General features: G+C 45.3%; 26 protein-coding genes. 3 read left to right on the forward strand and 23 right to left on the reverse strand.

The window, feature by feature from the left end; all coding sequences use genetic code 11:
- Positions 1–36 precede the first annotated feature (36 nt).
- Positions 37–819, reverse strand: a complete 783-nt coding sequence (gene rpsB / locus A3GW_RS0101080) for a 30S ribosomal protein S2 (RefSeq protein WP_018367470.1) — start codon at positions 817–819, stop codon at positions 37–39.
- 299 nt (positions 820–1,118) lie between these two features.
- Here rpsB and A3GW_RS0101085 point away from each other — a divergent pair, with 299 nt between their 5' ends.
- Entirely contained in the window at positions 1,119–2,048 is a 930-nt protein-coding gene (locus A3GW_RS0101085; protein WP_018367471.1) for a LysR family transcriptional regulator, read from the forward strand.
- Between the two features lie 112 nt (positions 2,049–2,160).
- Here the strand turns inward: A3GW_RS0101085 and A3GW_RS0101090 are convergent, their stop codons facing one another.
- The 8 genes from A3GW_RS0101090 to rpiA all read right to left on the reverse strand — a co-directional run bounded on the left by A3GW_RS0101090 (position 2,161) and on the right by rpiA (position 8,338).
- Positions 2,161–2,676, reverse strand: coding sequence for a hypothetical protein (locus A3GW_RS0101090; RefSeq protein ID WP_018367472.1), 516 nt, complete (start codon positions 2,674–2,676; stop codon positions 2,161–2,163).
- A gap of 351 nt (positions 2,677–3,027) precedes the next feature.
- A complete protein-coding gene (locus A3GW_RS0101095; protein WP_018367473.1) occupies positions 3,028–3,801 on the reverse strand; it encodes a hypothetical protein in 774 nt (257 codons plus the stop codon).
- The gene (gene deoD / locus A3GW_RS0101100) at positions 3,791–4,501 is read right to left on the reverse strand and encodes a purine-nucleoside phosphorylase (RefSeq protein WP_018367474.1); all 711 of its coding nucleotides are present in this window, start codon (positions 4,499–4,501) and stop codon (positions 3,791–3,793) included. The genes A3GW_RS0101095 and deoD overlap by 11 nt, the downstream gene beginning before the upstream one ends.
- 390 nt (positions 4,502–4,891) lie before the next feature.
- Positions 4,892–5,701: a purine-nucleoside phosphorylase gene (locus tag A3GW_RS0101110; protein WP_018367476.1), complete on the reverse strand. Its 810-nt coding sequence runs from the start codon at positions 5,699–5,701 to the stop codon at positions 4,892–4,894.
- 21 nt (positions 5,702–5,722) lie between these two features.
- Complete coding sequence (locus tag A3GW_RS0101115) at positions 5,723–6,088, reverse strand: MmcQ/YjbR family DNA-binding protein (RefSeq protein ID WP_018367477.1); 366 nt, start codon at positions 6,086–6,088, stop codon at positions 5,723–5,725.
- 12 nt (positions 6,089–6,100) lie between these two features.
- Positions 6,101–6,445 (reverse strand): ArsC/Spx/MgsR family protein, encoded by a 345-nt coding sequence (locus A3GW_RS0101120; RefSeq protein WP_018367478.1) that lies wholly within the window; start codon positions 6,443–6,445, stop codon positions 6,101–6,103.
- The gene (locus A3GW_RS0101125) at positions 6,445–7,656 is read right to left on the reverse strand and encodes a phosphopentomutase (protein WP_018367479.1); all 1,212 of its coding nucleotides are present in this window, start codon (positions 7,654–7,656) and stop codon (positions 6,445–6,447) included. Before A3GW_RS0101125 ends, A3GW_RS0101120 begins: the two co-directional genes overlap by 1 nt.
- Before the next feature lie 10 nt (positions 7,657–7,666).
- Positions 7,667–8,338: a ribose-5-phosphate isomerase RpiA gene (gene rpiA / locus A3GW_RS0101130; protein ID WP_018367480.1), complete on the reverse strand. Its 672-nt coding sequence runs from the start codon at positions 8,336–8,338 to the stop codon at positions 7,667–7,669.
- A gap of 151 nt (positions 8,339–8,489) precedes the next feature.
- Here rpiA and A3GW_RS0101135 point away from each other — a divergent pair, with 151 nt between their 5' ends.
- Together A3GW_RS0101135 and A3GW_RS0101140 are read left to right on the forward strand one after the other, a co-directional pair.
- The gene (locus A3GW_RS0101135) at positions 8,490–9,332 is read left to right on the forward strand and encodes a DUF368 domain-containing protein (RefSeq protein WP_018367481.1); all 843 of its coding nucleotides are present in this window, start codon (positions 8,490–8,492) and stop codon (positions 9,330–9,332) included.
- Positions 9,329–9,799 (forward strand): aminoacyl-tRNA deacylase, encoded by a 471-nt coding sequence (locus A3GW_RS0101140; protein WP_018367482.1) that lies wholly within the window; start codon positions 9,329–9,331, stop codon positions 9,797–9,799. The genes A3GW_RS0101135 and A3GW_RS0101140 overlap by 4 nt, the downstream gene beginning before the upstream one ends.
- A gap of 516 nt (positions 9,800–10,315) precedes the next feature.
- Here the strand turns inward: A3GW_RS0101140 and mraY are convergent.
- From mraY to A3GW_RS0101215, 14 genes are all read right to left on the reverse strand, one after another.
- Positions 10,316–11,326: a phospho-N-acetylmuramoyl-pentapeptide-transferase gene (gene mraY / locus A3GW_RS0101145; protein ID WP_018367483.1), complete on the reverse strand. Its 1,011-nt coding sequence runs from the start codon at positions 11,324–11,326 to the stop codon at positions 10,316–10,318.
- Positions 11,327–11,341: 15 nt separating this feature from the next.
- On the reverse strand, positions 11,342–13,594 hold the full coding sequence (gene pbp2x, locus A3GW_RS0101150; RefSeq protein WP_018367484.1) for a penicillin-binding protein PBP2X: 2,253 nt from the start codon (positions 13,592–13,594) through the stop codon (positions 11,342–11,344).
- Positions 13,595–13,596: 2 nt separating this feature from the next.
- The gene (gene ftsL / locus A3GW_RS0101155) at positions 13,597–13,920 is read right to left on the reverse strand and encodes a cell division protein FtsL (protein WP_018367485.1); all 324 of its coding nucleotides are present in this window, start codon (positions 13,918–13,920) and stop codon (positions 13,597–13,599) included.
- Positions 13,921–13,925: 5 nt separating this feature from the next.
- A complete protein-coding gene (rsmH, locus tag A3GW_RS0101160) occupies positions 13,926–14,876 on the reverse strand; it encodes a 16S rRNA (cytosine(1402)-N(4))-methyltransferase RsmH (protein ID WP_026216530.1) in 951 nt (316 codons plus the stop codon).
- 264 nt (positions 14,877–15,140) lie between these two features.
- A complete protein-coding gene (gene nadE / locus A3GW_RS0101170; RefSeq protein WP_018367488.1) occupies positions 15,141–15,965 on the reverse strand; it encodes an ammonia-dependent NAD(+) synthetase in 825 nt (274 codons plus the stop codon).
- Positions 15,962–17,431: a nicotinate phosphoribosyltransferase gene (locus A3GW_RS0101175; RefSeq protein ID WP_018367489.1), complete on the reverse strand. Its 1,470-nt coding sequence runs from the start codon at positions 17,429–17,431 to the stop codon at positions 15,962–15,964. Before A3GW_RS0101175 ends, nadE begins: the two co-directional genes overlap by 4 nt.
- Before the next feature lie 113 nt (positions 17,432–17,544).
- A complete protein-coding gene (trxB, locus tag A3GW_RS0101180) occupies positions 17,545–18,459 on the reverse strand; it encodes a thioredoxin-disulfide reductase (protein WP_018367490.1) in 915 nt (304 codons plus the stop codon).
- A 23-nt stretch (positions 18,460–18,482) separates the two neighbouring features.
- The gene (locus tag A3GW_RS0101185; RefSeq protein WP_018367491.1) at positions 18,483–18,707 is read right to left on the reverse strand and encodes a DUF4059 family protein; all 225 of its coding nucleotides are present in this window, start codon (positions 18,705–18,707) and stop codon (positions 18,483–18,485) included.
- A 77-nt stretch (positions 18,708–18,784) separates the two neighbouring features.
- The gene (locus tag A3GW_RS0101190; RefSeq protein WP_018367492.1) at positions 18,785–19,528 is read right to left on the reverse strand and encodes an amino acid ABC transporter ATP-binding protein; all 744 of its coding nucleotides are present in this window, start codon (positions 19,526–19,528) and stop codon (positions 18,785–18,787) included.
- Complete coding sequence (locus A3GW_RS0101195) at positions 19,521–20,309, reverse strand: amino acid ABC transporter permease (protein ID WP_018367493.1); 789 nt, start codon at positions 20,307–20,309, stop codon at positions 19,521–19,523. Before A3GW_RS0101195 ends, A3GW_RS0101190 begins: the two co-directional genes overlap by 8 nt.
- Positions 20,310–20,484: 175 nt before the next feature.
- The gene (locus A3GW_RS0101200; RefSeq protein WP_018367494.1) at positions 20,485–20,694 is read right to left on the reverse strand and encodes a hypothetical protein; all 210 of its coding nucleotides are present in this window, start codon (positions 20,692–20,694) and stop codon (positions 20,485–20,487) included.
- A 14-nt stretch (positions 20,695–20,708) separates the two neighbouring features.
- Complete coding sequence (locus A3GW_RS11760) at positions 20,709–20,855, reverse strand: hypothetical protein (protein WP_169333167.1); 147 nt, start codon at positions 20,853–20,855, stop codon at positions 20,709–20,711.
- Positions 20,856–20,870: 15 nt separating this feature from the next.
- Positions 20,871–21,104, reverse strand: coding sequence for a hypothetical protein (locus A3GW_RS0101210; RefSeq protein WP_169333168.1), 234 nt, complete (start codon positions 21,102–21,104; stop codon positions 20,871–20,873).
- A gap of 200 nt (positions 21,105–21,304) precedes the next feature.
- A complete protein-coding gene (locus A3GW_RS0101215) occupies positions 21,305–22,648 on the reverse strand; it encodes a DEAD/DEAH box helicase (protein WP_018367497.1) in 1,344 nt (447 codons plus the stop codon).
- Between the last annotated feature and the right edge of the window lie 28 nt (positions 22,649–22,676).

The following is a 22,676-nucleotide window of genomic DNA, read 5'->3' on the forward strand; positions in this document are numbered from 1 at the left end:
GAGGGCTGGGCCCGCCCCTTAAGTTATTTCACGATATTAAGCGTTGTTACCTTCAACAACTTCAACCAATTCTTCGATTGATTCAGTTGAAGCAGGCTCAGCTGCCAACTCTGCTTCAACAGCAGCAACTGAATCTTCACCCTGACGACCTTCAATAACAGCGTCAGCCAATTTAGCGGTGATCAATTTAACCGCACGAATAGCGTCATCGTTAGCTGGGATAATCACATCGATATCATCTGGATCAGCATTGGTGTCAACCATAGCCACAACAGGGATACCAAGTTTTTTAGCTTCTTTCACAGCGATTTGCTCTTTGTGTGGGTCAACCACATAAATCACGTCAGGAATACGAGGCATATCAGCGATACCACCCAAGAATTTCTCAAGACGAGCACGTTGTTTGTTAAGCAAAGCAACTTCTTTCTTAGGAAGAACATCGAAAGTTCCGTCTTCTTCCATACGGTTGATGTCTTTCAAGCGAGCGATACGCTTTTGGATTGTTTCCCAGTTAGTAAGAGTTCCACCCAACCAACGGTGGTTGATGTAGTATTGACCAGCACGAGTAGCTTCTTCTTTAACAGCTTCTGATGCTTGCTTTTTAGTCCCAACGAAGAGGATAACCGCATCGTTAGCTGCAGCGTCACGAATAAATTCGTAAGCTTGGTCTGCTAATTTCACAGTTTGTTGCAAGTCAATCACGTGGATGCCGTTGCGTTCTGTGAAGATGTACTTAGCCATCTTAGGGTTCCAGCGACGAGTTTGGTGACCAAAGTGAACACCAGCCTCAAGTAATTGTTTCATTGAAATAACTGCCATGAGTATTTCTCCTTTTGATGTTTTTTCCTCTTTCAGATTTCAACTCGCAGACTCACCACAAGGGCAACAAGTCCACGATTCATCCAAAATGAGTATTTGTTGCTCAAGCAACTTGATTATTGTACCATAAAACACAACAATTGGCAAGTATTTTATTCTCCATTTCATGATAGACAGCGAAAAAAGAAAGCTTGTCATAAGTTCTCAGAAAATTAGATGTACAGAGTGAAAACTGCTGAAATTTCTTTTTCAGGCTTCAATACGCCACTGCTGTCAAAAAATTATGCTAAAATAGTCTTATGCGTATCCAACAATTACATTATATCATCAAAATCGTTGAGACTGGGTCAATGAACGAGGCGGCTAAGCAACTCTTTATCACTCAGCCGAGTCTATCCAATGCCGTCAGAGAGCTCGAGAAGGAATTGGGGATTACTGTTTTTATCAGAAATTCCAAAGGCATCAAACTGACCAAGGATGGCGTCGAGTTTCTGTCCTATGCCCGTCAAGTCGTCGAACAAACAGTTTTGCTCGAAGAGCGTTACAAGGGTAAAAATAAGCACCGCAAGCTCTTTAGTGTCTCTGCCCAGCACTATGCTTTTGTAGTCAACGCCTTTGTCTCTCTTCTCAAACAGACCGATATGAGTCAGTACGAACTTTTCCTGAGAGAGACCAAGACTTGGGATATTATCGACGATGTCAAACATTTTCGCAGTGAAATCGGTGTGCTGTTTCTGAGCGCCTATAACCGAGATGTGTTGAGTAAATTGCTTGAAGACAATCGACTTTCCGTTATCCCCTTGTTTAAAGCACATCCTCATATCTTTGTCAGTCGTCATCACCCTTTGGCTGGTCGAAAAAAGGTGACCTTAGAAGACCTTGTAGACTTCCCTTATCTCAGTTATGACCAAGGCATCCATAACTCCTTTTACTTTGCTGAAGAAATCCTCTCTCAGCTTGAGCACAAAAAGTCCATCGTGGTCAGCGACCGTGCTACTTTATTCAATCTTCTGATTGGTCTAGATGGTTACACTATTGCCACTGGTATTTTGAATAGCAATCTTAACGGCGACAATATCGTCTCAATTCCGCTTGACAGCACGGACGAGATCGACCTTGTTTACATCAAACACGAACAGGCCAATTTATCAAAAATGGGCGAACAATTTATCCAGTATCTCCTAGACGAGGTGCAGCCCGAAAAGATTACTCCCAAATATGACTATTGATACCGACTACTTTTTTAGGAATAATCAAGAAGAGAATCACATCAAATTAGACATAGAAAAATAGAGACTCACGCAAAAGGTGAATCTCTATTTTTCTTAGGCCAGATTTCTTTTATCTATTTTTTTGATATGAAATATGACAATCATCCTGTCCGCACATTTTACGATTGTAAATTTTATTTATCTTTCCCTCCCAATGATAGCCACAACTTTGGCAACAAAAATACCCCTTAGACTTATTATTTGGAACACGCCCAAGAAAGATAATATTCTGCAAGATTTCATCCATTTTAGCTTGGATAGCTTTTTCTTCCTCTGAAAGGGAAGCCCCAGTCGCTTTTGCCTGTTCAATCTTCTGTTGTAATATTTTGTATTTTTGACGAGCTTGGCGGCTGTCTTCTATAAATTTAAAGAAAGCCCACCAGAGAACGATCGAGGAGAGAATCAGGAAATAGTTATTAGTCCCACCATGACTTAAGTCATAATGGATAAGTCCACCTTTAGCTTCAATAGTGTCTTTGATGACAAAAAAGGGAACAATCAATAAAACGATAATCGAAACAAGAATTAAGAAAGTGCTCCCCACTATTGCACCAAGTAGCTCTTTGAAAGTTTTTTTGTACTTCAAACATTCTCCTCCATTTGTTTTTCAGCCAGATGTATTGTAAAAACGGATACTCTTGCAAATCAAGGTGGTTTCAATAGCACTTTGAAAGAAGGTACTCTGAAAAAAACTGCAACAAAAGGTCTAAGCTTTTTAACAAGTGCTCATCATCTGTCCGATAGGCAACTATCTTGTTTTTATTTCTTCACTTTTTCAACGTTTGGACTACATTTTTAGTAAGACTTATGAGGATGGGAGTGAAACAGGTTTGGAGACGATTTCAGCCCAATCCCTAGAAGTAGGGTAGGTGAGGAGAACTCTCTTTCCATCTATCGAGTTTTTGTCTGGCTCCCTTTCATTCTCTTTTATCATATTCTAATCCTGATTCTGGATGAGTTTTAAGATGGCTAAATTAGCTCGGTCAAAGTAAAAAACTGCCCTGTCATAGGTTAGGTCACAAGCTTCTGCAAGAGCGATGATGTGATCAAGAAAAACTTGTGACGAAAAACCTGTTGTCCGATGTAACTCTTCTTCGTCAAATGGTTTAATCAGATGTGCCAAGGGGTTTCGAACATTTTTTTCAAATTGTCGCAAGAGTTGAACCGTTTGTTTTGTGTCCTGTGGCAAGTTCGTTTCCATAATTAAGTCAACTAAACTACTGGACATGACCCGACTGTCTCGTCTACGCTGGATAAAAGATTGAATGGCTGGATGAGGACTGTTACTCATCTGATCAAAACGCCATCTGTCATACTGGTCACTTTTTGAGTTATGAATATAGTCATCCAAGTCTGGAATAAGCTGATAAAGCAAGCGACGATAGAGCCTGTAAATGATTGGGCTGACGGCTCGAACAAAGTCAATCAACTGACCTGTTTTAACCTTGGCTTCGAGGTCATAAAGGTAATTGATGAGTTGCTCAGCTTCTTGAGTAGGGGCTAACGGAGGGAGACTAAACCGCTCTGACAGCTCTGCTATTTTCCCTGAATGCCTATAAAGATAGGCAACGTTCAACTCCCTGCGCTCCACTAAGGTCGTCAATAATAAGTGAGCATCTGCCGGTAGGTCAGTTGCAAGTAGCAAAGCCTGACGATAGGCATAGGTTGCAAGCAGACCTTCAAATGCTGTATACGCAGGCTTAATCGGCAATCAAGGTCTCCAATCCTACCGCCATCATATCGGTGAACGTATTTTGACGCTCTTCAGCGGTCGTGTCCTCATCTGGGTTGACGAGACTGTCCGAAATCGTCATGATACCAAGTGCTTTTACCCCATGCTGCGCTGCCAAATAGTAAAGAGCTGCCGCTTCCATCTCGATGGCTTTAACACCAAGCTCACCCAATTTCATGTTGCGTTCGGGCATGTTTGAGTAGAAAACATCAGAAGACAAAACAGAGCCCACATGGGTTATCAACCCCATGTTTTTGGCGATATGATAGGCCTTATCAAGAAGACCAAAATCCGCGATTTGAGGGAAGTCAAATTCTGGGAAATCGTTGCGAATGATATTGGAGTTTGTTGCCGCAGCTTGAGCTAAGACCAATTCGCGGACATGAACATTGGGGTCGATCGACCCTGCTGTTCCCACACGAATCAGTTTTTTCACGCCGTAGTCGACAATGAGCTCACGCGCATAAATAGAGATGGACGGCATGCCCATCCCTGTCCCCATGACAGAGACACGGTGCCCCTTGTAAGTCCCTGTGTAGCCAAACATGTTGCGCACTTCGTTGAAGCAGACGGCGTCCTCAAGGAAGTTTTCTGCAATAAATTTAGCGCGGAGTGGGTCTCCAGGAAGTAAAATTTTATCGGCGATATCGCCTGGTTTTGCTGAAATATGGATGGACATAATAATATGTTCCTTTCTTTATATAAAAAATATACTACTAATAATATTGTGTCACCAAATGACTAATTTTTTCTTTTTCCAAAAGCTAGATTGAGGAAAAAAGAAGGTAAAGAAGATAGCAAGCCAAGGGACGTCCCCTTGAAACAGCCCAAAGAGAACTTGGACAAAACTCGCACCAGCTAATCCTACAAAAAGATACTTCAAAAACGGGTTCATACTCTTTTTTCTTTCTTATTTTTTCTTACCGTCTTGAGCAGCTAAAGTGATAAAAATCATACCTGAACTCATAAAAAGGAGGCCAGAAGTCTTATTATTACTTGTAAGAAATATAAACAAACCCACTAGCATCTGTATCAGACCACTAAAAAGGGAGATCTTTTTTTATCCATCCTACAACTCCGCCAAGATCGCCTTGACCAAACCTTTGAAATTACCCTTGATTTGCTGGGTGACTTCGACCACTTCTTCGTGGTTGAGTTCGGCTTGGAAACCTGCCGCCTTATTGGTGATGGCAGAGATACCGAGGACTTTTAGCCCTGAATGGACAGCGACGATGACTTCTGGCACAGTTGACATGCCGACCGCATCTGCTCCCATGCCCTTAAAGGCGCGGATTTCAGCTGGGGTCTCATAGTTTGGTCCAGCGTAGCCACAGTACACACCTTCATCCAGTTTAAGGCCCTGCTCTTCTGCCACTCGGTGAGCAATCTCGCGCCAAGCTTTGGTGTAAGCATCTGACATATCTGGGAAGCGCGGACCAAAGTCATCTAAGTTTGGACCAAATAGGGGGTTGTGCCCTGTCATGTTGATGTGGTCAGAAATAGCCATCAAGGTTCCTGGTCCAAAGTTAATGCCACCTGCGGCATTGGTGACGAGAACTCCCTCACAACCCAGAGCCTTCATGACACGGACAGGGAAAGTTACTAACTCAAGGCTATTGCCCTCGTAAAAATGAAAGCGTCCTTGAAGAGCCAAGACCTTGCGGCCTGCGAGATCTCCGTAGACCAGCTTGCCTGCGTGTCCAACGACATGCGACTGCCCCCAGTTGGGAATATCTGCATAGTCAAGGATGATGCTGTTTTCGATTTCGTCTGCCAGCTCACCCAGACCAGAGCCCAAGATGAGACCAAATTCTGGCTTAATCATGCCTTTTTCTTCTAAAAAAGCTTGCGTTTCTCTAATTTTTTCTAGTAATGACATACCTATTCCTTTCAACATTTATTATATAGTATCCCTAATTTTCTTAGGAAGCTTAGCAACAACCAACTGATAAGAGGTCTCTATTAAAGCAGCCAACATGTCTTGACTCACCTCATCAGTTGTGACATCAATAGAGTTCCAATGGGCTTTGTTTGTATAATATCCTGGCACAATGGACTTATAGGTTGATCGTAGTACTTCATTCCTTCCAGGGAGATTTTTTAGGGTGATAAAACTCCCTTTTTCTGAATGGTTTGAGAGGAGCCCAAAAAATTTTCCGGCAACATCAAAATAGTAACATTCCCAATCCTCTCGATAATAAACCCGAGCACCTGTTAGCTTCTCGCCTTCAGCAATGCAAAAATCTATTTTATCTTGAATCGACATTGTTTTCTTCCTCTATGTCTTTTCAACCAACTCCCAAACTCTTTCAGGTGGGCGACAGATGAGGGCTTGCCCTTTGTAAACTACGATAGGACGCTCAATGAGACTCGGATGCTCTGCCAAGAGGGCAAAAATCTCTTGGTCAGATAAATCTTCTGGTAGCTCCAAGTCTGTGTAGAGCTGATCTGTGCTTCGCAGCAAGTCTTTGGCATTCAAGCCTAGGCTAGCGAGTTCTGCTTGTGATGGTGTTTTGGTTAAATAATTAATCACCCTTGGTTCGTAGCCTGCCTCTCTCAGCAACTCAAGGACAGCTAAGGACTTGCTGCAAGTCTGGTTGTGGTAGATGGTTAGCTCTGCCATTAGACCAAAGCCTCCAAGAAGCTTTCGCCAATCATGGCTGTATCAACACCAAAGTTTTCAGCAACTGTGGCTGAGATGTCGGCAAAATGCCCTTGTGGGATGACACCGTTGCCCTTGAAAGCAGGACTGTAAGCCAAGAGTGGGATATACTCACGGGTATGGTCTGTCCCAGCGTAGGTCGGGTCATTGCCATGGTCAGCTGTGATCAACAGCAAATCATTCTCACGCATGGCGGCGATGATTTCTGGTAGACGTTCATCAAATTCATGCAAACAATCACGGTAGCCGTGGGCATTGCGACGGTGACCATAAAGGGCATCAAAGTCAACCAAATTGGTAAAGGAGAAGCCTTTCTCAAACTCAGGCAAGCCCATGGTCTTGATTAAGGTATCCACACCGTGGTTGTTGTCCTTATTGTGTCCCATGTCATTGGTGATGCCTGAACCATTGAAAATATCGTTGATTTTCCCAACGGAATAAGTCGGCACGCCTGCGACTGCTAGCTTGTTCAAGACAGTATCTTCAAATGGCGATACTGCATAGTCGTGGCGGTTAGCCGTACGGGTAAAGTTGCCAGGAGTGCCCACATAAGGACGAGCGATAATCCGACCAAGCAGTGCAGGGCGCTCCAGCGTAATGGAACGTGCATACTCACAAATGCGGTAGAGCTCCTCCAGCGGAATGATGTCTTCATGGGCAGCGATTTGAAGGACTGGGTCTGCCGAAGTGTAAATAATCAGCTCGCCTGTTTCCATCTGACGCGGTCCAAAATCATCAATAACAGCTGTTCCAGAATATGGCTTGTTGGCTTCACGAATAACCTTGCGACCAGAAAATTCTTCAATCTTGGTCAGAATTTCCTCAGGGAAGCCATCCCAGAAGGTATCAAATGGCTCGGTGATATTGAGCCCCATGATTTCCCAGTGACCTGTCATGGTATCTTTACCGAGTGAGACTTCTTCCAACTTAGTCACATAACCAGTTGGATGTTCCTCAGCAGGGACCGTTTTCAGAGCTTGTGGACGGGGGATATTCCCCAGACCAATTTTTGCCATGTTAGGCACATCTAGCCCCACTGTTTTGGAAATATGCCCCAGCGTATCAGACGCGCCATCTGGCACACCGGCATTGACAAAGTTATTAGCATCGGGTTGCGCCCCAATCCCTACTGAATCTAGTACCACTAGATGAATTCGATCAAATGTTGGCATAACACCCTCCTTATTTTTCTAAAATCCTAATACCGTCCTTGCCCGCTGCAATCACGGTATCGACCATGCCATTAAAGAGCCCGTGCTCCACGACACCGACCGTTGTATCCAGCTCCAGCGCCAAAGCCACAGGATCAGCAATCACTTTGAGGTCGAGGTCAATGATAAAGTTCCCCATATCCGTGACATAGCGCTCACCATCTGCCTCACGAAAAGCTGGCGAGTAGCCTTTTTGGGCAAAATGACGCAGCAGTCGCTCAGCGCCGTAGGGAACCACCTCGACAGGGAGCTTGAACGCTCCTAGTTGGCTGACGAGCTTGGTCTCATCGACCACCCAGATATAGTGCTGGGTCGGAACGGCGACGACCTTTTCCATGAGGAGGGCACCGCCCCCACCCTTGATGCCATTAAAAGCTGGGTCAACCTCATCCGCCCCATCGACCGTCACATCAATGCGGTCAATCTTATCTATCGAGGCCAGCGGAATCCCAAGGCTTTCTGCCTGAGCCGTCGTGCGACTGGAGGTCGTCACCCCCACCATCTGCAAGCCCTCTTCCTTGACCCTGCGCCCCAACTCCTCGACAAAATAATAAGCTGTCGAGCCTGTCCCGAGACCTACCGTCATGCCATCTGTGACATACTGGGCAGCCCTGACGCCAGCCTGTTTTTTCAGTTCTTCCATACTTGCCTCCATTCACTCATTTGTTATTTCCAGTATACCATATTTTCAAGAAATTTGAAAGCGGTCTTAAATCTAGCAACAACACCATTCGCCCGAAATTGATAAAACTATGCTATAATATTAGAGTTATAAAATACAGAATGGAGTATCTATGATTTCTTGGATTAGTCGCCTGATTAAAGGCATCATCATCGCACTAGGCTTTATTCTGCCAGGGGTTTCTGGTGGCGTTTTGGCTTCCATCTTGGGGCTCTATGAGCGTCTAATTGGCTTTTTGGCCAATATCCGAAAGGATTTTGTTCAAAATGTCCTCTTTTTCCTACCTGTTGGTATCGGTGGGATTTTGGGGATTGCCCTCTTTTCAGCCCCTTTAGAATACTTGCTTGAACACTACCAAGTCCCCGTTCTTTGGGCGTTTACAGGAACCATCGTCGGAACATTTCCAACTCTCTGGGCAGAAAGCACACAAAACAGGCAACGTGATTTGGCCGACTGGCTTTGGCTTGTAGTGACTTTTGTCGTTTCAGGACTCTTGCTCTTTTTCCTCAGCGACTTGGTCGGTACTATTCCTGCTAATTTCCTAGGCTTCGTGCTGGCAGGTAGCCTGATTGCCTTGGGTATTCTCGTCCCTGGTCTCAGTCCGTCCAACCTCCTGCTCATCATGGGGCTCTACACACCTATGCTGACAGGCTTCAAAAAACTGGATTTACTGGGTGTCTTCCTGCCTATCGCCATCGGCGGTGCGCTTGCCATGGTGCTCTTTTCAAAAGCCATGGACTACGCCCTCAAAACCTATCACTCTCGCGTCTACCACTTTATCATGGGGTTGGTTTTAGCCAGCACACTCCTCATCGTGCTACCTAACCCACGCAGCGCTGAGTCCATCAGCTATGCCGGTTTAGGCTTTGGGACAATAGCTAGCGCAGCTCTGCTATTTCTGGCAGGTATCGCCCTAGGAGCATGGATGACCAAGCTGGAGGAAACCTACAAATGAGCCGAGCTAAAAAGTTGAAAAAGACTCTAGTAGAGCAGATATTAGATAAAGCTGGTATTGCTCACGAGGGACTTGCGCTCAATGCTCTTGAAGGAAAGCTAGATGACCTTCCTAGAGAGCACATCTTTAAAACTCTTGCCCTCAACGGTGATAAGACTGGACCACTGATTGGTATCGTCCCTATCACCAGCCACCTGTCTGAGAAAAAACTGGCTCAGGTCTCTGGCAATAAAAAAGTGACCATGATTCCCCAGAAAGACCTTCAGCAAACGACAGGCTATGTCCATGGCGCTAACAATCCTGTCGGCATCCGCCAAAAGCACCGTTACCCTATCTACATTGATCAAGTAGCACTCGAGATGGGGGAAATGATTGTGTCAGCAGGCGAGATTGGACGTTCTGTCAGACTCAACAGCCAGCAACTAGCTAGTTTTGTCGGTGCTGATTTTGCTGATTTGATGGAGTAACTCATGGTGATTTAAGGACTAGATGACTAACCACAGACTTCTTAGCAGTGGTTGGTCTTATAAAACTCTTCCTACCTGGCGGTAGGGAGAGTTTTTATATAGAAATCAGAGGTAGTCTCTTGTACAATATGCTATATTTAATCAAGACGATTCTACTGGGCTTTGTGAGGATAGTAGCGGATAGCTCTAGTTTCTTCATCAATAGGATGATGGCGTCAGCTGAGTATAAGCCCTGCTCAAATTTTCAGGGGTGGGAGTGAAACAGTCTGAGAAACGGTTTTAGCCCGAGCCCTAGAAAGTTGACAGGTGAGGGAAAATCGAATGCTACAAATTGCCAACTGAGACCCACTCTCCTTAAGATGATTCAACTCTGTATCGGCAACTTTAACAGAGCAACTTAGAACGACAACGTATGCTCACTGGCGAAAATCAAAAAACGAAGCGACCTCTCTAGGCATCTAGAGAAATCACCTCGCTATGAAACCATAATCGTCTGTCTCAGTCATCTGTTTTTACTCAAAAGAGATAGAGACCTGCTAGCACAAGGAGACTTGACAGCGCCCCCAGTGACCAGAGGAAGGCATCAACCTGCCATTCACTCCACTTATCCCCTTTGCCTGACAAACCACCGAGTTCTAGGTGATGATGAAAGGGGGTCATGCGGAAAATACGTCGCCCTTCACCATATTTTTTCTTGGTGTACTTGAAGTAGGTAACCTGTAACATGACCGAAAGAGTTTCAATCACATAGACAAGACCAATCAGTAGCAAGGTCCACTCTTGGCGCAAGGTAATGGAAATAGACGCTAATAAGGCACCCAGAGCAAGGCTCCCCACATCTCCCATGAAAACCTTGGCTGGCTTTTTATTAAAGACAAAGAAGCCCAGAAGACCACCTACCACAGTCAGATTGAGCAAAAGAATATCAAACTGCTTTTGCTGCACAGCGATAACACTATAAGCCAGAAGACTAATCACCACCGAAATTGACGAAAGACCATCGATGCCATCTGTCAGGTTAACCGCATTTGAAAAACCGACCAACCAAAACAAGAGAAATGCCAGATAAAAGATGCCAAGATGGAGCTCAATCCCCAAAATATTGAGACTATCTGTACCGCTTGGTAGCACATGCACCAGATAAAACACGAGACCACCAAAAATCTGTAAGGCTAACTTTTGCTTCGGTGTCAGGCCTTCGTTGATTTTTTTGAAAATTTTCAGAAAATCGTCCAAAAACCCGATAGTGCCGTAAATGAAAAGCACCAGCAGATTGCCAAAAATCGCCCCCAGCTGAGGTGTTCCCTTATAAAGAAGCACACCAAAAATACCTGCCACCAAGAGAGAAACGAGGATAAAGACAGTGCCTCCCATAGTAGGGGTCCCAGCTTTTTCAAGATGCTGTTTCACATCGGCGTGCATCTGCTGACCACCGATTTTTTTGAGCTTGTAAAACCTCATAAACGAGGGCATAAGGAGAACTACTAGCCCAAAAGCTACTAGTCCTGCCACAATACCTGCAATCATCATTATTCCTTTCATCTAATCATCATCAAGTGTAACGGTTAATTTTTTCACCGTTGACAAGGTCGTCCCTAAGGCCTGATTTTGTTTAACCACACGACCAGTTCCCTTGATTTCTAGTTCAATCCCTGTCCACTCTGCAAACAGCTTGACATTTTCTTCGGTCCAGCCATAAAGATCTGGCATGGTGTCGAATTTGTTGGTCAAGAGCAAAATCTGATGACCTGGTGCCAAGTCTGTTCCTTCCTGAGCTGACACCTTACTAATTTTATTACCATTTCCTAAAATAACCGGGTGTAGCAAGTGACGCCGCAATTCATCTTCTGTATCCCCTGGGTTTTCTCCTTTTAGTTTGGGCAGTTTGTAGGCTGTCACGCCTGTCTCGTCCGAGTGGTCAGTTGTATCGAGACTGTCTTTAATAAACATGGCTTCTTCCAAGATTGGATTTATCAGGTTTTGCCAGTAGATACCTGACCATTTTTCTCGTGGCTGCTGAACAGTCGTATACATGATAAACTCTGGGTCTTCAGCAGGCAACATGGCAACCACTGAATGGATATAGTCGTTTTCCCCGGTCAAATACCCACCGCCATCTGGGTTAGCTATCTCAGCTGTCCCCGACTTAACCGCAATCGAATAACCATTGACCTGAATCAAAGGTCCACCTGCACTCGGGTAGAACATGGTACCAAAGTAAGGGTCGGTTCCGACCTGTACCATGTATTCGAGGGTTTTATCTGTTGATTCCTTGGATACTGGATTCCCCATCACTTCAGTTGTTGCAACACGGTTGGTGTCGGTATTAGGATCGTACAGACGTTTGATAAACTGTGGTTGCACCATCACACCATCGTTTGAGATAGCTGTAAATGCGCGTAGCATCTGAAGCTGCGTTACCGAAATTCCATGACCAAACGAACTCATGGCATAGGTCACAATGTTATCTTCCGGAAGCAAGCCTGTCGCTTCGCCTCCAATTCCGATTCTTGCTGGCAAGCCAAAGCGAAATTTCTCAAGGTAATTCAACCAGCGGGCATCTCCTAGTTTTTGTTGCAACAGGGTCATTCCGATATTACTTGAAAATGGCAGAGCGTTGGCCATCGTCATGTATCGCCCTTCACTGATACCCGAATTGACATCCCAGTCCTTAATGATGGCATCTGCAATCTGGATTTGATTGTTAAAATAAGCTTGGTTGGGGTCAAAAACTCCTGCGTCAATGGCTGATGCTGTCGTTATGGTCTTAAGTGTAGAACCTGGTTCGTAATTGGTCTGGTAAAGGACGTTATTCCACGAGAAGCCCTCTGCATCCAGACCTTCCTTGGTGTCCGAATTAAAGCTAGGGCGTTGAGTTGTTGCCAAAATTTGCCCTGTTTTAGCATGGATTAAGGTTGCACTGGCAAAAACACCATTGGCTTTGGATTGAAACTCATCCATAGCTGTTTCAAGGTTAATCTGTAAAGGTGCTGATAAGGTTGTATAAACATCTTGCCCATCTTTGACTTGCCGTTTAACCTGACCTGAACCCAACTGAGGTAAACCAGCTCGGTCCTTTTCATAAATAACGATACCGTCTTGCCCCGCTAGAATACTGTTGAGCGAAGCCTCCATGCCTGTTGTACCGATAAGGCTTTTACTGCCGTCTTTATTTTCTTGTTGCTGTGCCAAGCCGATAAACTGCGAAGCAAAAGCACCGTTTGGGTACATTCGATTAGCACTGCCTGTAAAATGAACTCCCTGAATCTCACGTTCTTTCAGAGCGTCGGTAATGGCTTTCATATTACTGTAGGAGATGTTGCTCCCTCCGACACCAAAAGAAACCTGAACGAGCCCATCTTGACTGAGCTGGCTGATGGTGTAGTCTTTTTCGATGCCTAGAACATCATGAAAAACATCTGCAACAGCCTGAAAATGTTTACCTTCAACATACAGAGGCTTTTCATCAATATCTATGTGCTTTTTATCAATCACGGCATGGACAGTATAGGTCGTTGAGGCTTCTGCAATCGGCACTCCATTACGGTCATAAATTGTTCCTCGCTTAGCAGGAATGAGTTGCTCAACTTGATGAACCTGTTTAGCAGGTTCAGATAACTTGACCCCAAACTTACTGTCTGTTCCGATGATCACTGCAAAATTGATAATGAAGACAAAGAAAATCACAATGGTCAACATCATCAGATTTTGTGCGACACGTTGCCTGTTTTCTTTTGGCGTTTGGCGACGATCCGTCAAGACAAAACTCAAGAACCATTTCTTAAATCTATTCATGCTTAATCCACTTTCTGTAAATTACCACTTTGTGTTTTTATATCTGATTTGGTCACAATGTCGGTAATGCGTTCCAGCCGTGTTAATTCGTTAACCTCTTGCTTGGCATCGTTCAACTCATCCTGCTGGTCATTGATCTTGTTGTTGAGGACAGTAATATCTTGTTGTAGTTGCTGATGTCGAATTTGCATGTAGACCACACTCACTGCCATAATAATCCCAGTGATCACCAGACACAGGTAAAAGGTCTTCTCAATTCTTGAAAAGGTTCTAATCTTATCCCCCAGCACTCGTCTGAGGTCCTCAGTATACTTTTCCTTAGCCATTTGCTTTACTTCCTTATTTTTTCAGCCACCCGTAATTTTGCGGAATGGGCTCGATTGTTTGTCATCAATTCAGCCTCAGATGGTAATATCGGTTTTCTATTGACCAAACGAACCATGGGCTGGAGGTCTTCTGGGATAAAGGGGAGGCCTTTTGGTACTTCAACAGTTGAAGCCTCCTTAAACAACTGTTTGGTCAGTCGATCTTCTAAGGAGTGGAAGGTGATGACGGAAATTCTTCCCCCAACAGCTAGCAGTTCCAAGGCCTGCTGAATAGAGGCGTCCGCTGCACCTAATTCATCATTGACCTCGATTCGAATAGCCTGAAAAATTTGCTTGGCAGGATGCCCTTTTTTCTTGAGTTCTTTGGCTGGTTTGGCAGATTTGATGATATCCGCCAGTTCTGTTGTGGTCTCGATTGGTTTGACTTGCCTGATTTGCTCGATTTTTCTAGCAATCTGTTTGGCAAATTTATCCTCACCATACTTGAAAAAAATCCTTACTAAATCATGGTAGTCATAACCATTAACCACATCATAGGCAGAAAAAGCTTGGTCGCGGTTCATCCGCATATCCAACGGCGCATCTTTTTTATAGGAAAATCCTCGCTCCCGCTCATCCAACTGCGGACTAGATACCCCTAAATCATAGATAATGCCATCAATTTCTGCCACACCATGTGCTGCTAAAGCCTGCTTCAACTGGCGAAAATTGGCTCGGATAAAGGTCACCTGCCCTTTTTCAACGTATGGCTTAAGCCTTATCTTTGCATGGTCGATTGCTGTCTGATCTTGATCGAAACAATACAAATGCCCCTTATCGCTCAGTTGAGATAAGAGGTAACTGGAATGCCCAGCGCCACCCAAGGTCGCATCAACATAGATACCGTCAGGCTTAATAGCAAGACTATCCACAGTCTCTTTTAGAAGTACTGTCACATGATGAAATTCTACTGTCATAACCTTTATTGTACCATATTTCCAATTTTTTATAAAAGGAAAGGCTGAGTTTTTGACGTAGCAATGAATTTGTTATGTTTTCGATAAGGCATTGTCATCACAGCCAATGTCAGTTTTGACCAGCGACTCTACGAAAGCCTCTGAATCTGCTGACAAACTTTTCACCACAACACTAAAAAATTTGGCTTTAGACAATCAAAGCCAAATCTCTTTATATATTTGTTACTTCATCATATTAGACTAAGACACCGAGAGGCCGCTCAGCTATTTCCAAAACTCATCAAAAATTGTAATCGGCAGATGGCGTTTGTGCTGGGTCTTATGCCACCAACTTTCAATAATCTGGCGGTCTTGCTCTGCGATGGTCTTGCCTTCAAGATAGTCGTCAATAGCCGTGTAGGTGACACCGAGCGCTACTTCGTCAGCCTGCTGAGGTTTGTTTTCCTCAAGATCTGCAATTGGGACTTTGTTGTAAAGGGCAGGGTCTGCTCCTAGTTCCTGCAAGAGTTGCTTCCCTTGGCGTTTGTTGAGACGAAACAGGGGCAGAATGTCTGCGCCGCCATCACCAAACTTGGTAAAGAAACCTGTGATATTCTCAGCAGCATGATCCGTTCCGATGACAGCACCCTTGTTATCCCCTGCAATAGCGTACTGGGCAATCATGCGCATTCTGGCCTTGATATTGCCCTTATTGAAGTCAGAGATGGACTGTCCAGCTGCTGCTAAACCAGCAACCATGCCATCAACACCTTCTTTGATATTGACCGTCAGGGTTTGGTCCGGTTGGATAAAGGCTAAGGCTTTTTGGGCATCGGCTTCATCTGCCTGGACACCATAAGGCAAGCGCACAGCGATGAACTGATAACTGTCATCACCGGTCTCCTGACGGAGCTCTGCGATGGCGAGCTGGGCCAGGCGCCCAGCGAGGGTCGAATCCTGCCCACCTGAAATGCCCAATACCAAACTTTTAAGAAAGGGGTGTTTGCGCAGATAAGCCTTTAGAAAGTCGATGGAGAGGCGAATTTCTGTTGCTGGGTCAATGATGGGTTTGACCCCCAGTTGGTTGATGATGTCATCTTGTAAACTCATTGCCCGTTCTCCTTTGCTTGTTCTTGTGCTTTCTTGCGGAGGTCATCGATAATCTTCATCTTGTTATCCCAGACGTCTTGAGCGAGGTCAACTGGATAAGGCTGCGGGTTGAGAATCCGCTTGTACTCGTCCCAGAGTTGGTCGTACTGCTGGCGGCTGTACTCTTTAATCTCCTCAAGGATCGGCAGGTCATAGACCAGCTCGCCGTCTCTGAAAATGTCAATCAAGAGCGGCCTGGCTTCGAACTCACGCACCGTCTTATTGATGTAGGTGTAGACGGGATGGAACATAAAAATCTCATCCATACTGGTCACATCAACATCAGCATAGGTGATGTAATCCCCTTCTGACTTGCCTTTGGCACAGCTGGTGATGCGCCAGACTTGTTTCTTACCTGGTGTGGAGACTTTTTCGGCGTTGCTGGAGAGCTTGATGGTATCAACCATGCGCCCTTCGTCGTTTTCGATGGAGACAATCTTATAAACCGCACCAAGAGCTGGCTGGTCATAGGCAGTAATCAGTTTGGTGCCGACGCCCCAGACATCAATTTTGGCCTTTTGCATCTTGAGGTTGAGGATGGTATTCTCATCGAGGTCGTTTGAGGCGTAGATTTTGGCATTTGGGAAGCCAGCATCGTCTAGCTGTTGACGGACTTTCTTAGACAGGTAGGCCATATCACCCGAATCCAGTCTCACTCCTTTAAAGTTAATCCTATCCCCGAACTCTTTAGCGACAGCGATGGCCGCAGGCACCCCAACTCGAAGGGTATCATAGGTGTCAACGAGGAAAACACAGTCGTAGTGGGTCTCGGCATAGGCCTTAAAGGCCTTGTAATCATCACCATAGGTCTGAACCAAAGCGTGAGCATGGGTTCCAAGGACAGGAATGCCAAAAATCTTGCCTGCCCGCACATTGCTGGTGCCGTCAGCCCCACCGATAACAGCTGCTCGTGTTCCCCAGATGGCAGCGTCCATCTCCTGAGCCCGACGTGTTCCAAATTCCAATAAAGGCTCGTCCTCGATAACAGCCTTAATCCGAGCTGCCTTGGTCGCAATCAAGGTCTGGAAGTTTACGATGTTGAGCAGGGCGGTTTCAATCAACTGGCAATGGGCTAGCGGTCCTTCAATCTGCACCAAGGGCTCATTGGCAAAGACCAAGTCCCCCTCACGCGCCGACCGAACCGTTAGCTGGAGCTTGAAGTCCGCTAGATAAGCTAGATAGTCCTCATCATAGCCCATCTCCCGCAGGTAAGCGATGTCTGTCTCCGTAAAACGCAAATTCTGCAGATACTTGACCAAGCGCTCCAAGCCCGCAAACACGGCATAACCATTGTTAAAGGGGAGCTTTCGGAAGTAAGCCTCAAAGACCGCATGCTTGTTGTGAATACCTTGCTTAAAATAGACTTGCATCATGTTAATCTGGTACAGATCCGTATGCAGGGTTAAACTGTCATCTGGGTATAGCATATTTTCTCCTTTTCTGGACATAGCAGAGCTAGTTTTCACCTCACCATTATACCAAAAATAGCCCAAGAGGGCTATTTTTGTGAACTTTTACTCAATAACAAGAACAGGCTCTTTTATCCGTGTTCCACAATGTACTGATAAGCCTGCTGACCAGCAATGGCGCCATCACCCACAGCAGTTGTAATCTGACGCAGGTGTTTTTGACGAACATCACCGATGGCAAAAATTCCAGGTACCACTGTACGCATCAGCTCATCTGTCACAATCCACCCTTGCTCATCTGTAATGCCAAGACCATCAACCATACCTGAAACTGGGTCTAGACCAACATAAATAAAGACCCCGCCAAAGGCATGTTCAGACAGCTCACCAGTTTTGACATTCTCCACCAAAACACTATCAACCTTGATGTCACTGCCCTTAATTTCCTTAACGACACTGTCCCAGATAAACTTAATCTTATCGTTAGCAAAGGCTCTGTCTTGCAAAACTTTTTGGGCACGAAGTTCATCACGTCGGTGAATAATGGTGACACTAGAAGCAAATCGTGTCAGAAAGAGGGCTTCTTCAACAGCAGAGTCTCCGCCACCGACAACCAAGAGGTCTTGTCCTCGGAAGAATGCCCCATCGCAGACCGCACAGTAGGAGACCCCACGGCTAGTATAGGTAGCCTCACCAGGTGCTCCCAAGAGACGGTGCTTGGCTCCTGTCGCCACAATGACTGTCTTCGTCTCATAGGTCGTGTCAGCTGTTTTCACCAATTTATGGTCACCCTTGTCCTCAATACCAGTGACAATGCCATAAAGGTTTTCAACTCCCATTTTTTCTAAGGGTTCGTGCATTTTCATGGACAACTCTGGTCCTGTAATCAGGTCAAAACCTGGGTAGTTTTCAATGTCCAAGGTGTTGTTCATCTGACCACCAGGTGCCCCCTGCTCAATCAGTGCCGTTTTTAAGTTACTACGTGCCGCATAGAGGGCAGCAGTCATCCCCGCAGGGCCACTACCAATAATAATCGTATCGTACATATCGTTTACTTCCTTATTTATTTTTAAGATTTCACCATTAACAAAATAGCCATAAAGGCGAAGGCCATGACCGGAATCGTCATCAGCATCATAAGAGACAGCTCATAAAGCACTCGACGGCGTTGTTTTTGACTATCGTCCAATCCCCTAGCCGCGCGGTAGAGTAACCATAGCCCTCCCAGAACAACTGCTGTTACCGCCGAAAGCCCCAGCCCTTGTAAATAAAAACCAAAAATCTCTGCCAGCATGTCCTTGTCTCCACATCATAAAAATACTCACTAAAAAGGAGTATTCTCATTATATCAAAACTTCTTGCTTTTTTCGACTAATTAAAATTCTTCTTATAGTTAGCGAAAAACTCTCTTGTTCGCTCATGTTTCGGCTGGTTAAAAATCTGATCTGGCGTGCCTTCTTCCAAAATTTTCCCTTTTTCAAGGAAAAGTACCTTATCTGCCACTTCGTAGACAAAGCCCATGTCGTGACTGACCAAAATCATGGTTTGACCGTTCTTGGCTGCTGCTGCGATGGATTTTTCAACCTCACCGACCAGCTCAGGGTCAAGGGCTGATGTGGGCTCGTCCAGAAGCAAGACATCAGGTTTCATAGCCAGTGCCCGAGCAATCGCAACCCGCTGTTTCTGACCGCCAGAGAGATGTTTGGGGTAGTGCCCCATACGGTCGGCTAGTCCGACTTTTGCCAACTCTTCTTTGGCAATAGCTGTCGCTTCTTCGTCGGAGAGTTTCTTGACCAGTTTAAGGCCTTCTTTGACATTATCAAGGGCCGTCCGACGTTCAAAGAGGTTGAATTGCTGGAACACCATGGCCAATTTGCGACGCAAGGTCAACACCTGTTCCTTACTAATCTTGTCGAAATCAACGATAAAACCGTCAATGTCAATGCTGCCTGAGTCAGGCTTTTCCAAGTAATTGAGCGACCGTAAAAAGGTCGACTTACCCGCCCCTGAGGCACCGACCAGGGCGATAACCTGCCCTTTCTCGATGGTCAAATTGAGGTTATCCAAGACAGTTTGTCCAGAAAATTCCTTTGAGAGGTTGCTGATTTTAATCATGTGCTCGTCCTCCTTCCACACGGTCTGGTGACTGAATCTCCATCTTCTTCTCGAGCAAACGACCGATATTTTCGATAATAATGCTAATCCCCCAGTAAATCAGAGCAACAGAGATGAAGCGCTCGAAATAACGGTAGTCACTCCCACCCAGAATCTGAGCTTGAGCAAACATTTCGACAATCCCAGCGTTAAAAGCTAACGATGTGCCCTTGGTCAAACCAATCAAGGTATTGATGAGTGTGGGTGTTGCGACCACCGCCGCATGGGGAATGATGACCCGGCGATAGACTTGAGCCTCGGTCATCCCAAGGCTCCTTGCCGCCTCAATCTCACCAGGATTGACCGATAAAATTGCTGCCCGAAGCGTCTCACTAGTATAAGCTGCTTCATTAAAAGCAAAGGCAGTGATGGCAAAAACCTGTGCAGGAATATCGTTAATATTAAAGTTAAACCCATACTTTGTATTGATGGCTTTGAGCACCAGCGGAATCCCATAGTAGGTCAGCATAAGTTGCACCAGAACGGGCGTCCCCCGCAAAAAACTCACAAAAACCGCTTGGATTGGGTAAAGCACTTTGACCCGATTGATTTTGACGATGGCAAATAGCAGAGCTAGTACCAAGCCAAAACATGCTCCTGCAAGCGTCAACCCCAAGGTCACAGGGAGACGTTCTAAAATCTTTGGCAGGGCATCAAATACCGCTCGCCAGCTAAATAATTTACCAGCTGGAATCCATTCTAAAAACTCCTGATACCATGCTGGTACGGCTACTAAAAACATAGGATAGGTCCCTTTCTAACGTTCCAAAAGTTTACGTGGAACTGCTACTAATTATACTAGTCTATCACATTCTTCCTCTATTTCCTAATAGTTAGTTCTAATAGACACGATAGGAAAATCTTATGAAGAAAAAACCAGATGCCACCGCATCTGGCTTGTAAAGATAAACAAGTGATCACCTAAATCCATGAAAAGCACTGGCTAAATAGCCTAACATGCCATTCTTAGTAGTCTGATTGCCCTCTCTTTCCTTGACATTTTCCCAGACTTGTCGCTCCTCAGGGGTCAAGCGAATGACCTTTTTAATCACCAAATCAGCAAAACTCTGACGAGCCTTTCCAAGTCTTGTTGCTAGGACCAGTCCGTGATACTTCTCTTGTTTCACGATGCAATGGTCTCTTATAAGAACTGAGTAACCTGATCAACCACCTCTTGATTGTCGACTGTCCGCATTGACAGGACAATAGCTGTCAATCGCTCCAAATTTAATCGTACCGATTCTTTGGTCATTTTATCACCTTTTCTAGGGAATGTCTGTTCTGTCATAAGCAACTGCTATCATTATTCCACATCTTTAGCAACTGCCTTAGCAATTTTTACCGAATTGGCCAGTCCAACGGCATATTGTTGATTGATTTTTTTGATACGATCAGCCTCTGAATCAGTTTTTAATTGGCGTAAAAACCTCTCCTCCGCCCCAGGTTCTAAGAGTAAATGGGTCAACTGATTTGCCGAATGACTTTTTTGCTTATTCAACAATATGATCATCATAAGTTGAATAATTGCAATTCCCATCCAGACCAAGTACCGTTCCATAGTAAATCCCTGCCTTTCTATTGCAATAGCTTGCTTTTTTATTTTGTTATATCATAAAGAGACTGGTTTGCAATGATTGTGTTCCCACTTTCCATCATCAACAACAAAAAGATTGAAGAATAGGCTCAAACGCCACCTCTTCAATCTTTATTTGTTTTCTTCACATTCAGGAAAACAGCTTAAAAACTTTGCTTTTTAGCTTTGCGCTCGGCTCTGCCTTTGGCACGGGCTTCAATGCGTTTTTCCTTACGGCGTTTTTCTTTGACCGCCCACTGAATTTTTTTCTTGTAACCTGGTTTGATTTTCTTTTTTTTCTTTTTAACCAAGCCAATCATCTCGATGTCAAGTTTCTCATGAGATTTTTCCCGATTGACTCGACGATCACGGTCGTAGGTATCAATGATTTCGCCATCTTTGATGGTTTTTGGTGTAAACGTCACGCCAAGTTTCTCTAGCTCACGAATATCGCTGTCATCACTCGGTTGATAGAGGGTGATAGCTGTGCCGCGCAAGCCATTGCGACCCGTTCGCCCCACTCGGTGCACAAAAAAGGACAAATCTTGAGGAATAGCATCATTGATGACGTGACTGACCCCTTCAATGTCGATACCACGCGCTGCCAAATCGGTCGCTACGATGTACTCGTAGTCTAGGTGCTTGACCTGCGCCATGATACGCTTACGCTCGCGGGGCTGGATGCCGCCGTGGATTTTAGCTACCTTGAGCCCATTGGCGACCAGATAGCCGTGGAGGTCGTCTGCTCGCTCCTTGGTGTTGACGAAAATCATGGCCAAGTAAGGCTGTAGGGTCTTAGCGATCGCCAAAATCTGAGCGTTCTTATCTCGTCCTTTGGTGGAGACCAGCCAGTTGTCAATGGTGTCTGCGATGACTGTTTTGGTCTTGATTTGCTCCATGACAGGGTTAGTCAGGTATTTTTTGAGAAATGGCTGGAGCTTCTGCGGAATCGTCGCTGAGAAGACCAAGATTTGCACCTGCTTAGGCAGGCTAGCCGCAATCTTATCCACCGTGTCCAAAAAGCCCATGTCTAATGTCATATCGGCTTCGTCAACGACAAAGGTATGTGCCTTATGGATACCCAAATCACCTGATTTGACCAAGTCATAAATCCGACCAGGTGTCCCGATGACGATATGGGGCTGACTGCTTTTTAGCTTGTCAATCTGGCGGAGCTTGTCTGTACCACCGACATAGTTGACCACCCGAATCTCCTTAGCTGAGTGAGCGGCAATCTGGCGGGTCGCTTGGTAAATCTGAGTCGCCAGCTCCCGAGACGGGGCTGTGATGACCGCCTGCACATGATCCGCCTCTGGATCAATCTTTTCAAAAATAGGCAAGAGGAAGGTGTGGGTCTTACCGGAACCGGTCTTTGACTCGCCGACCAAGTCGCGACCCGAACGCACCACAGGAATCAGCTTTTGCTGCACCTCTGTCGGCTGAATAAAGTTCACCTCGTCCAACGCTACTTGGATAAAGGGCTTAAAATTAAAATCCTTAAATGACATGATAACCTCGTTTCTTTGTCTTCTCATT

This window comes from Streptococcus entericus DSM 14446, assembly GCF_000380025.1.
GTDB lineage: Bacteria > Bacillota > Bacilli > Lactobacillales > Streptococcaceae > Streptococcus > Streptococcus entericus.

What these genes read in the sequence shown, in the direction of transcription:
- rpsB (WP_018367470.1), bottom strand. Translation starts at nt 819, where the DNA reads ATGGCAGTTATTTCAATGAAACAATTACTTGAGGCTGGTGTTCACTTT.
- A3GW_RS0101085 (WP_018367471.1), top strand. Translation starts at nt 1,119, where the DNA reads ATGCGTATCCAACAATTACATTATATCATCAAAATCGTTGAGACTGGG.
- deoD (WP_018367474.1), bottom strand. Translation starts at nt 4,501, where the DNA reads ATGTCCATCCATATTTCAGCAAAACCAGGCGATATCGCCGATAAAATT.
- A3GW_RS0101110 (WP_018367476.1), bottom strand. Translation starts at nt 5,701, where the DNA reads ATGTCATTACTAGAAAAAATTAGAGAAACGCAAGCTTTTTTAGAAGAA.
- A3GW_RS0101115 (WP_018367477.1), bottom strand. Translation starts at nt 6,088, where the DNA reads ATGTCGATTCAAGATAAAATAGATTTTTGCATTGCTGAAGGCGAGAAG.
- A3GW_RS0101120 (WP_018367478.1), bottom strand. Translation starts at nt 6,445, where the DNA reads ATGGCAGAGCTAACCATCTACCACAACCAGACTTGCAGCAAGTCCTTA.
- A3GW_RS0101125 (WP_018367479.1), bottom strand. Translation starts at nt 7,656, where the DNA reads ATGCCAACATTTGATCGAATTCATCTAGTGGTACTAGATTCAGTAGGG.
- rpiA (WP_018367480.1), bottom strand. Translation starts at nt 8,338, where the DNA reads ATGGAAGAACTGAAAAAACAGGCTGGCGTCAGGGCTGCCCAGTATGTC.
- A3GW_RS0101135 (WP_018367481.1), top strand. Translation starts at nt 8,490, where the DNA reads ATGATTTCTTGGATTAGTCGCCTGATTAAAGGCATCATCATCGCACTA.
- A3GW_RS0101140 (WP_018367482.1), top strand. Translation starts at nt 9,329, where the DNA reads ATGAGCCGAGCTAAAAAGTTGAAAAAGACTCTAGTAGAGCAGATATTA.
- mraY (WP_018367483.1), bottom strand. Translation starts at nt 11,326, where the DNA reads ATGATTGCAGGTATTGTGGCAGGACTAGTAGCTTTTGGGCTAGTAGTT.
- pbp2x (WP_018367484.1), bottom strand. Translation starts at nt 13,594, where the DNA reads ATGAATAGATTTAAGAAATGGTTCTTGAGTTTTGTCTTGACGGATCGT.
- ftsL (WP_018367485.1), bottom strand. Translation starts at nt 13,920, where the DNA reads ATGGCTAAGGAAAAGTATACTGAGGACCTCAGACGAGTGCTGGGGGAT.
- rsmH (WP_026216530.1), bottom strand. Translation starts at nt 14,876, where the DNA reads ATGACAGTAGAATTTCATCATGTGACAGTACTTCTAAAAGAGACTGTG.
- nadE (WP_018367488.1), bottom strand. Translation starts at nt 15,965, where the DNA reads ATGAGTTTACAAGATGACATCATCAACCAACTGGGGGTCAAACCCATC.
- A3GW_RS0101175 (WP_018367489.1), bottom strand. Translation starts at nt 17,431, where the DNA reads ATGCTATACCCAGATGACAGTTTAACCCTGCATACGGATCTGTACCAG.
- trxB (WP_018367490.1), bottom strand. Translation starts at nt 18,459, where the DNA reads ATGTACGATACGATTATTATTGGTAGTGGCCCTGCGGGGATGACTGCT.
- A3GW_RS0101185 (WP_018367491.1), bottom strand. Translation starts at nt 18,707, where the DNA reads ATGCTGGCAGAGATTTTTGGTTTTTATTTACAAGGGCTGGGGCTTTCG.
- A3GW_RS0101190 (WP_018367492.1), bottom strand. Translation starts at nt 19,528, where the DNA reads ATGATTAAAATCAGCAACCTCTCAAAGGAATTTTCTGGACAAACTGTC.
- A3GW_RS0101195 (WP_018367493.1), bottom strand. Translation starts at nt 20,309, where the DNA reads ATGTTTTTAGTAGCCGTACCAGCATGGTATCAGGAGTTTTTAGAATGG.
- A3GW_RS11760 (WP_169333167.1), bottom strand. Translation starts at nt 20,855, where the DNA reads ATGACAGAACAGACATTCCCTAGAAAAGGTGATAAAATGACCAAAGAA.
- A3GW_RS0101210 (WP_169333168.1), bottom strand. Translation starts at nt 21,104, where the DNA reads ATGGGAATTGCAATTATTCAACTTATGATGATCATATTGTTGAATAAG.
- A3GW_RS0101215 (WP_018367497.1), bottom strand. Translation starts at nt 22,648, where the DNA reads ATGTCATTTAAGGATTTTAATTTTAAGCCCTTTATCCAAGTAGCGTTG.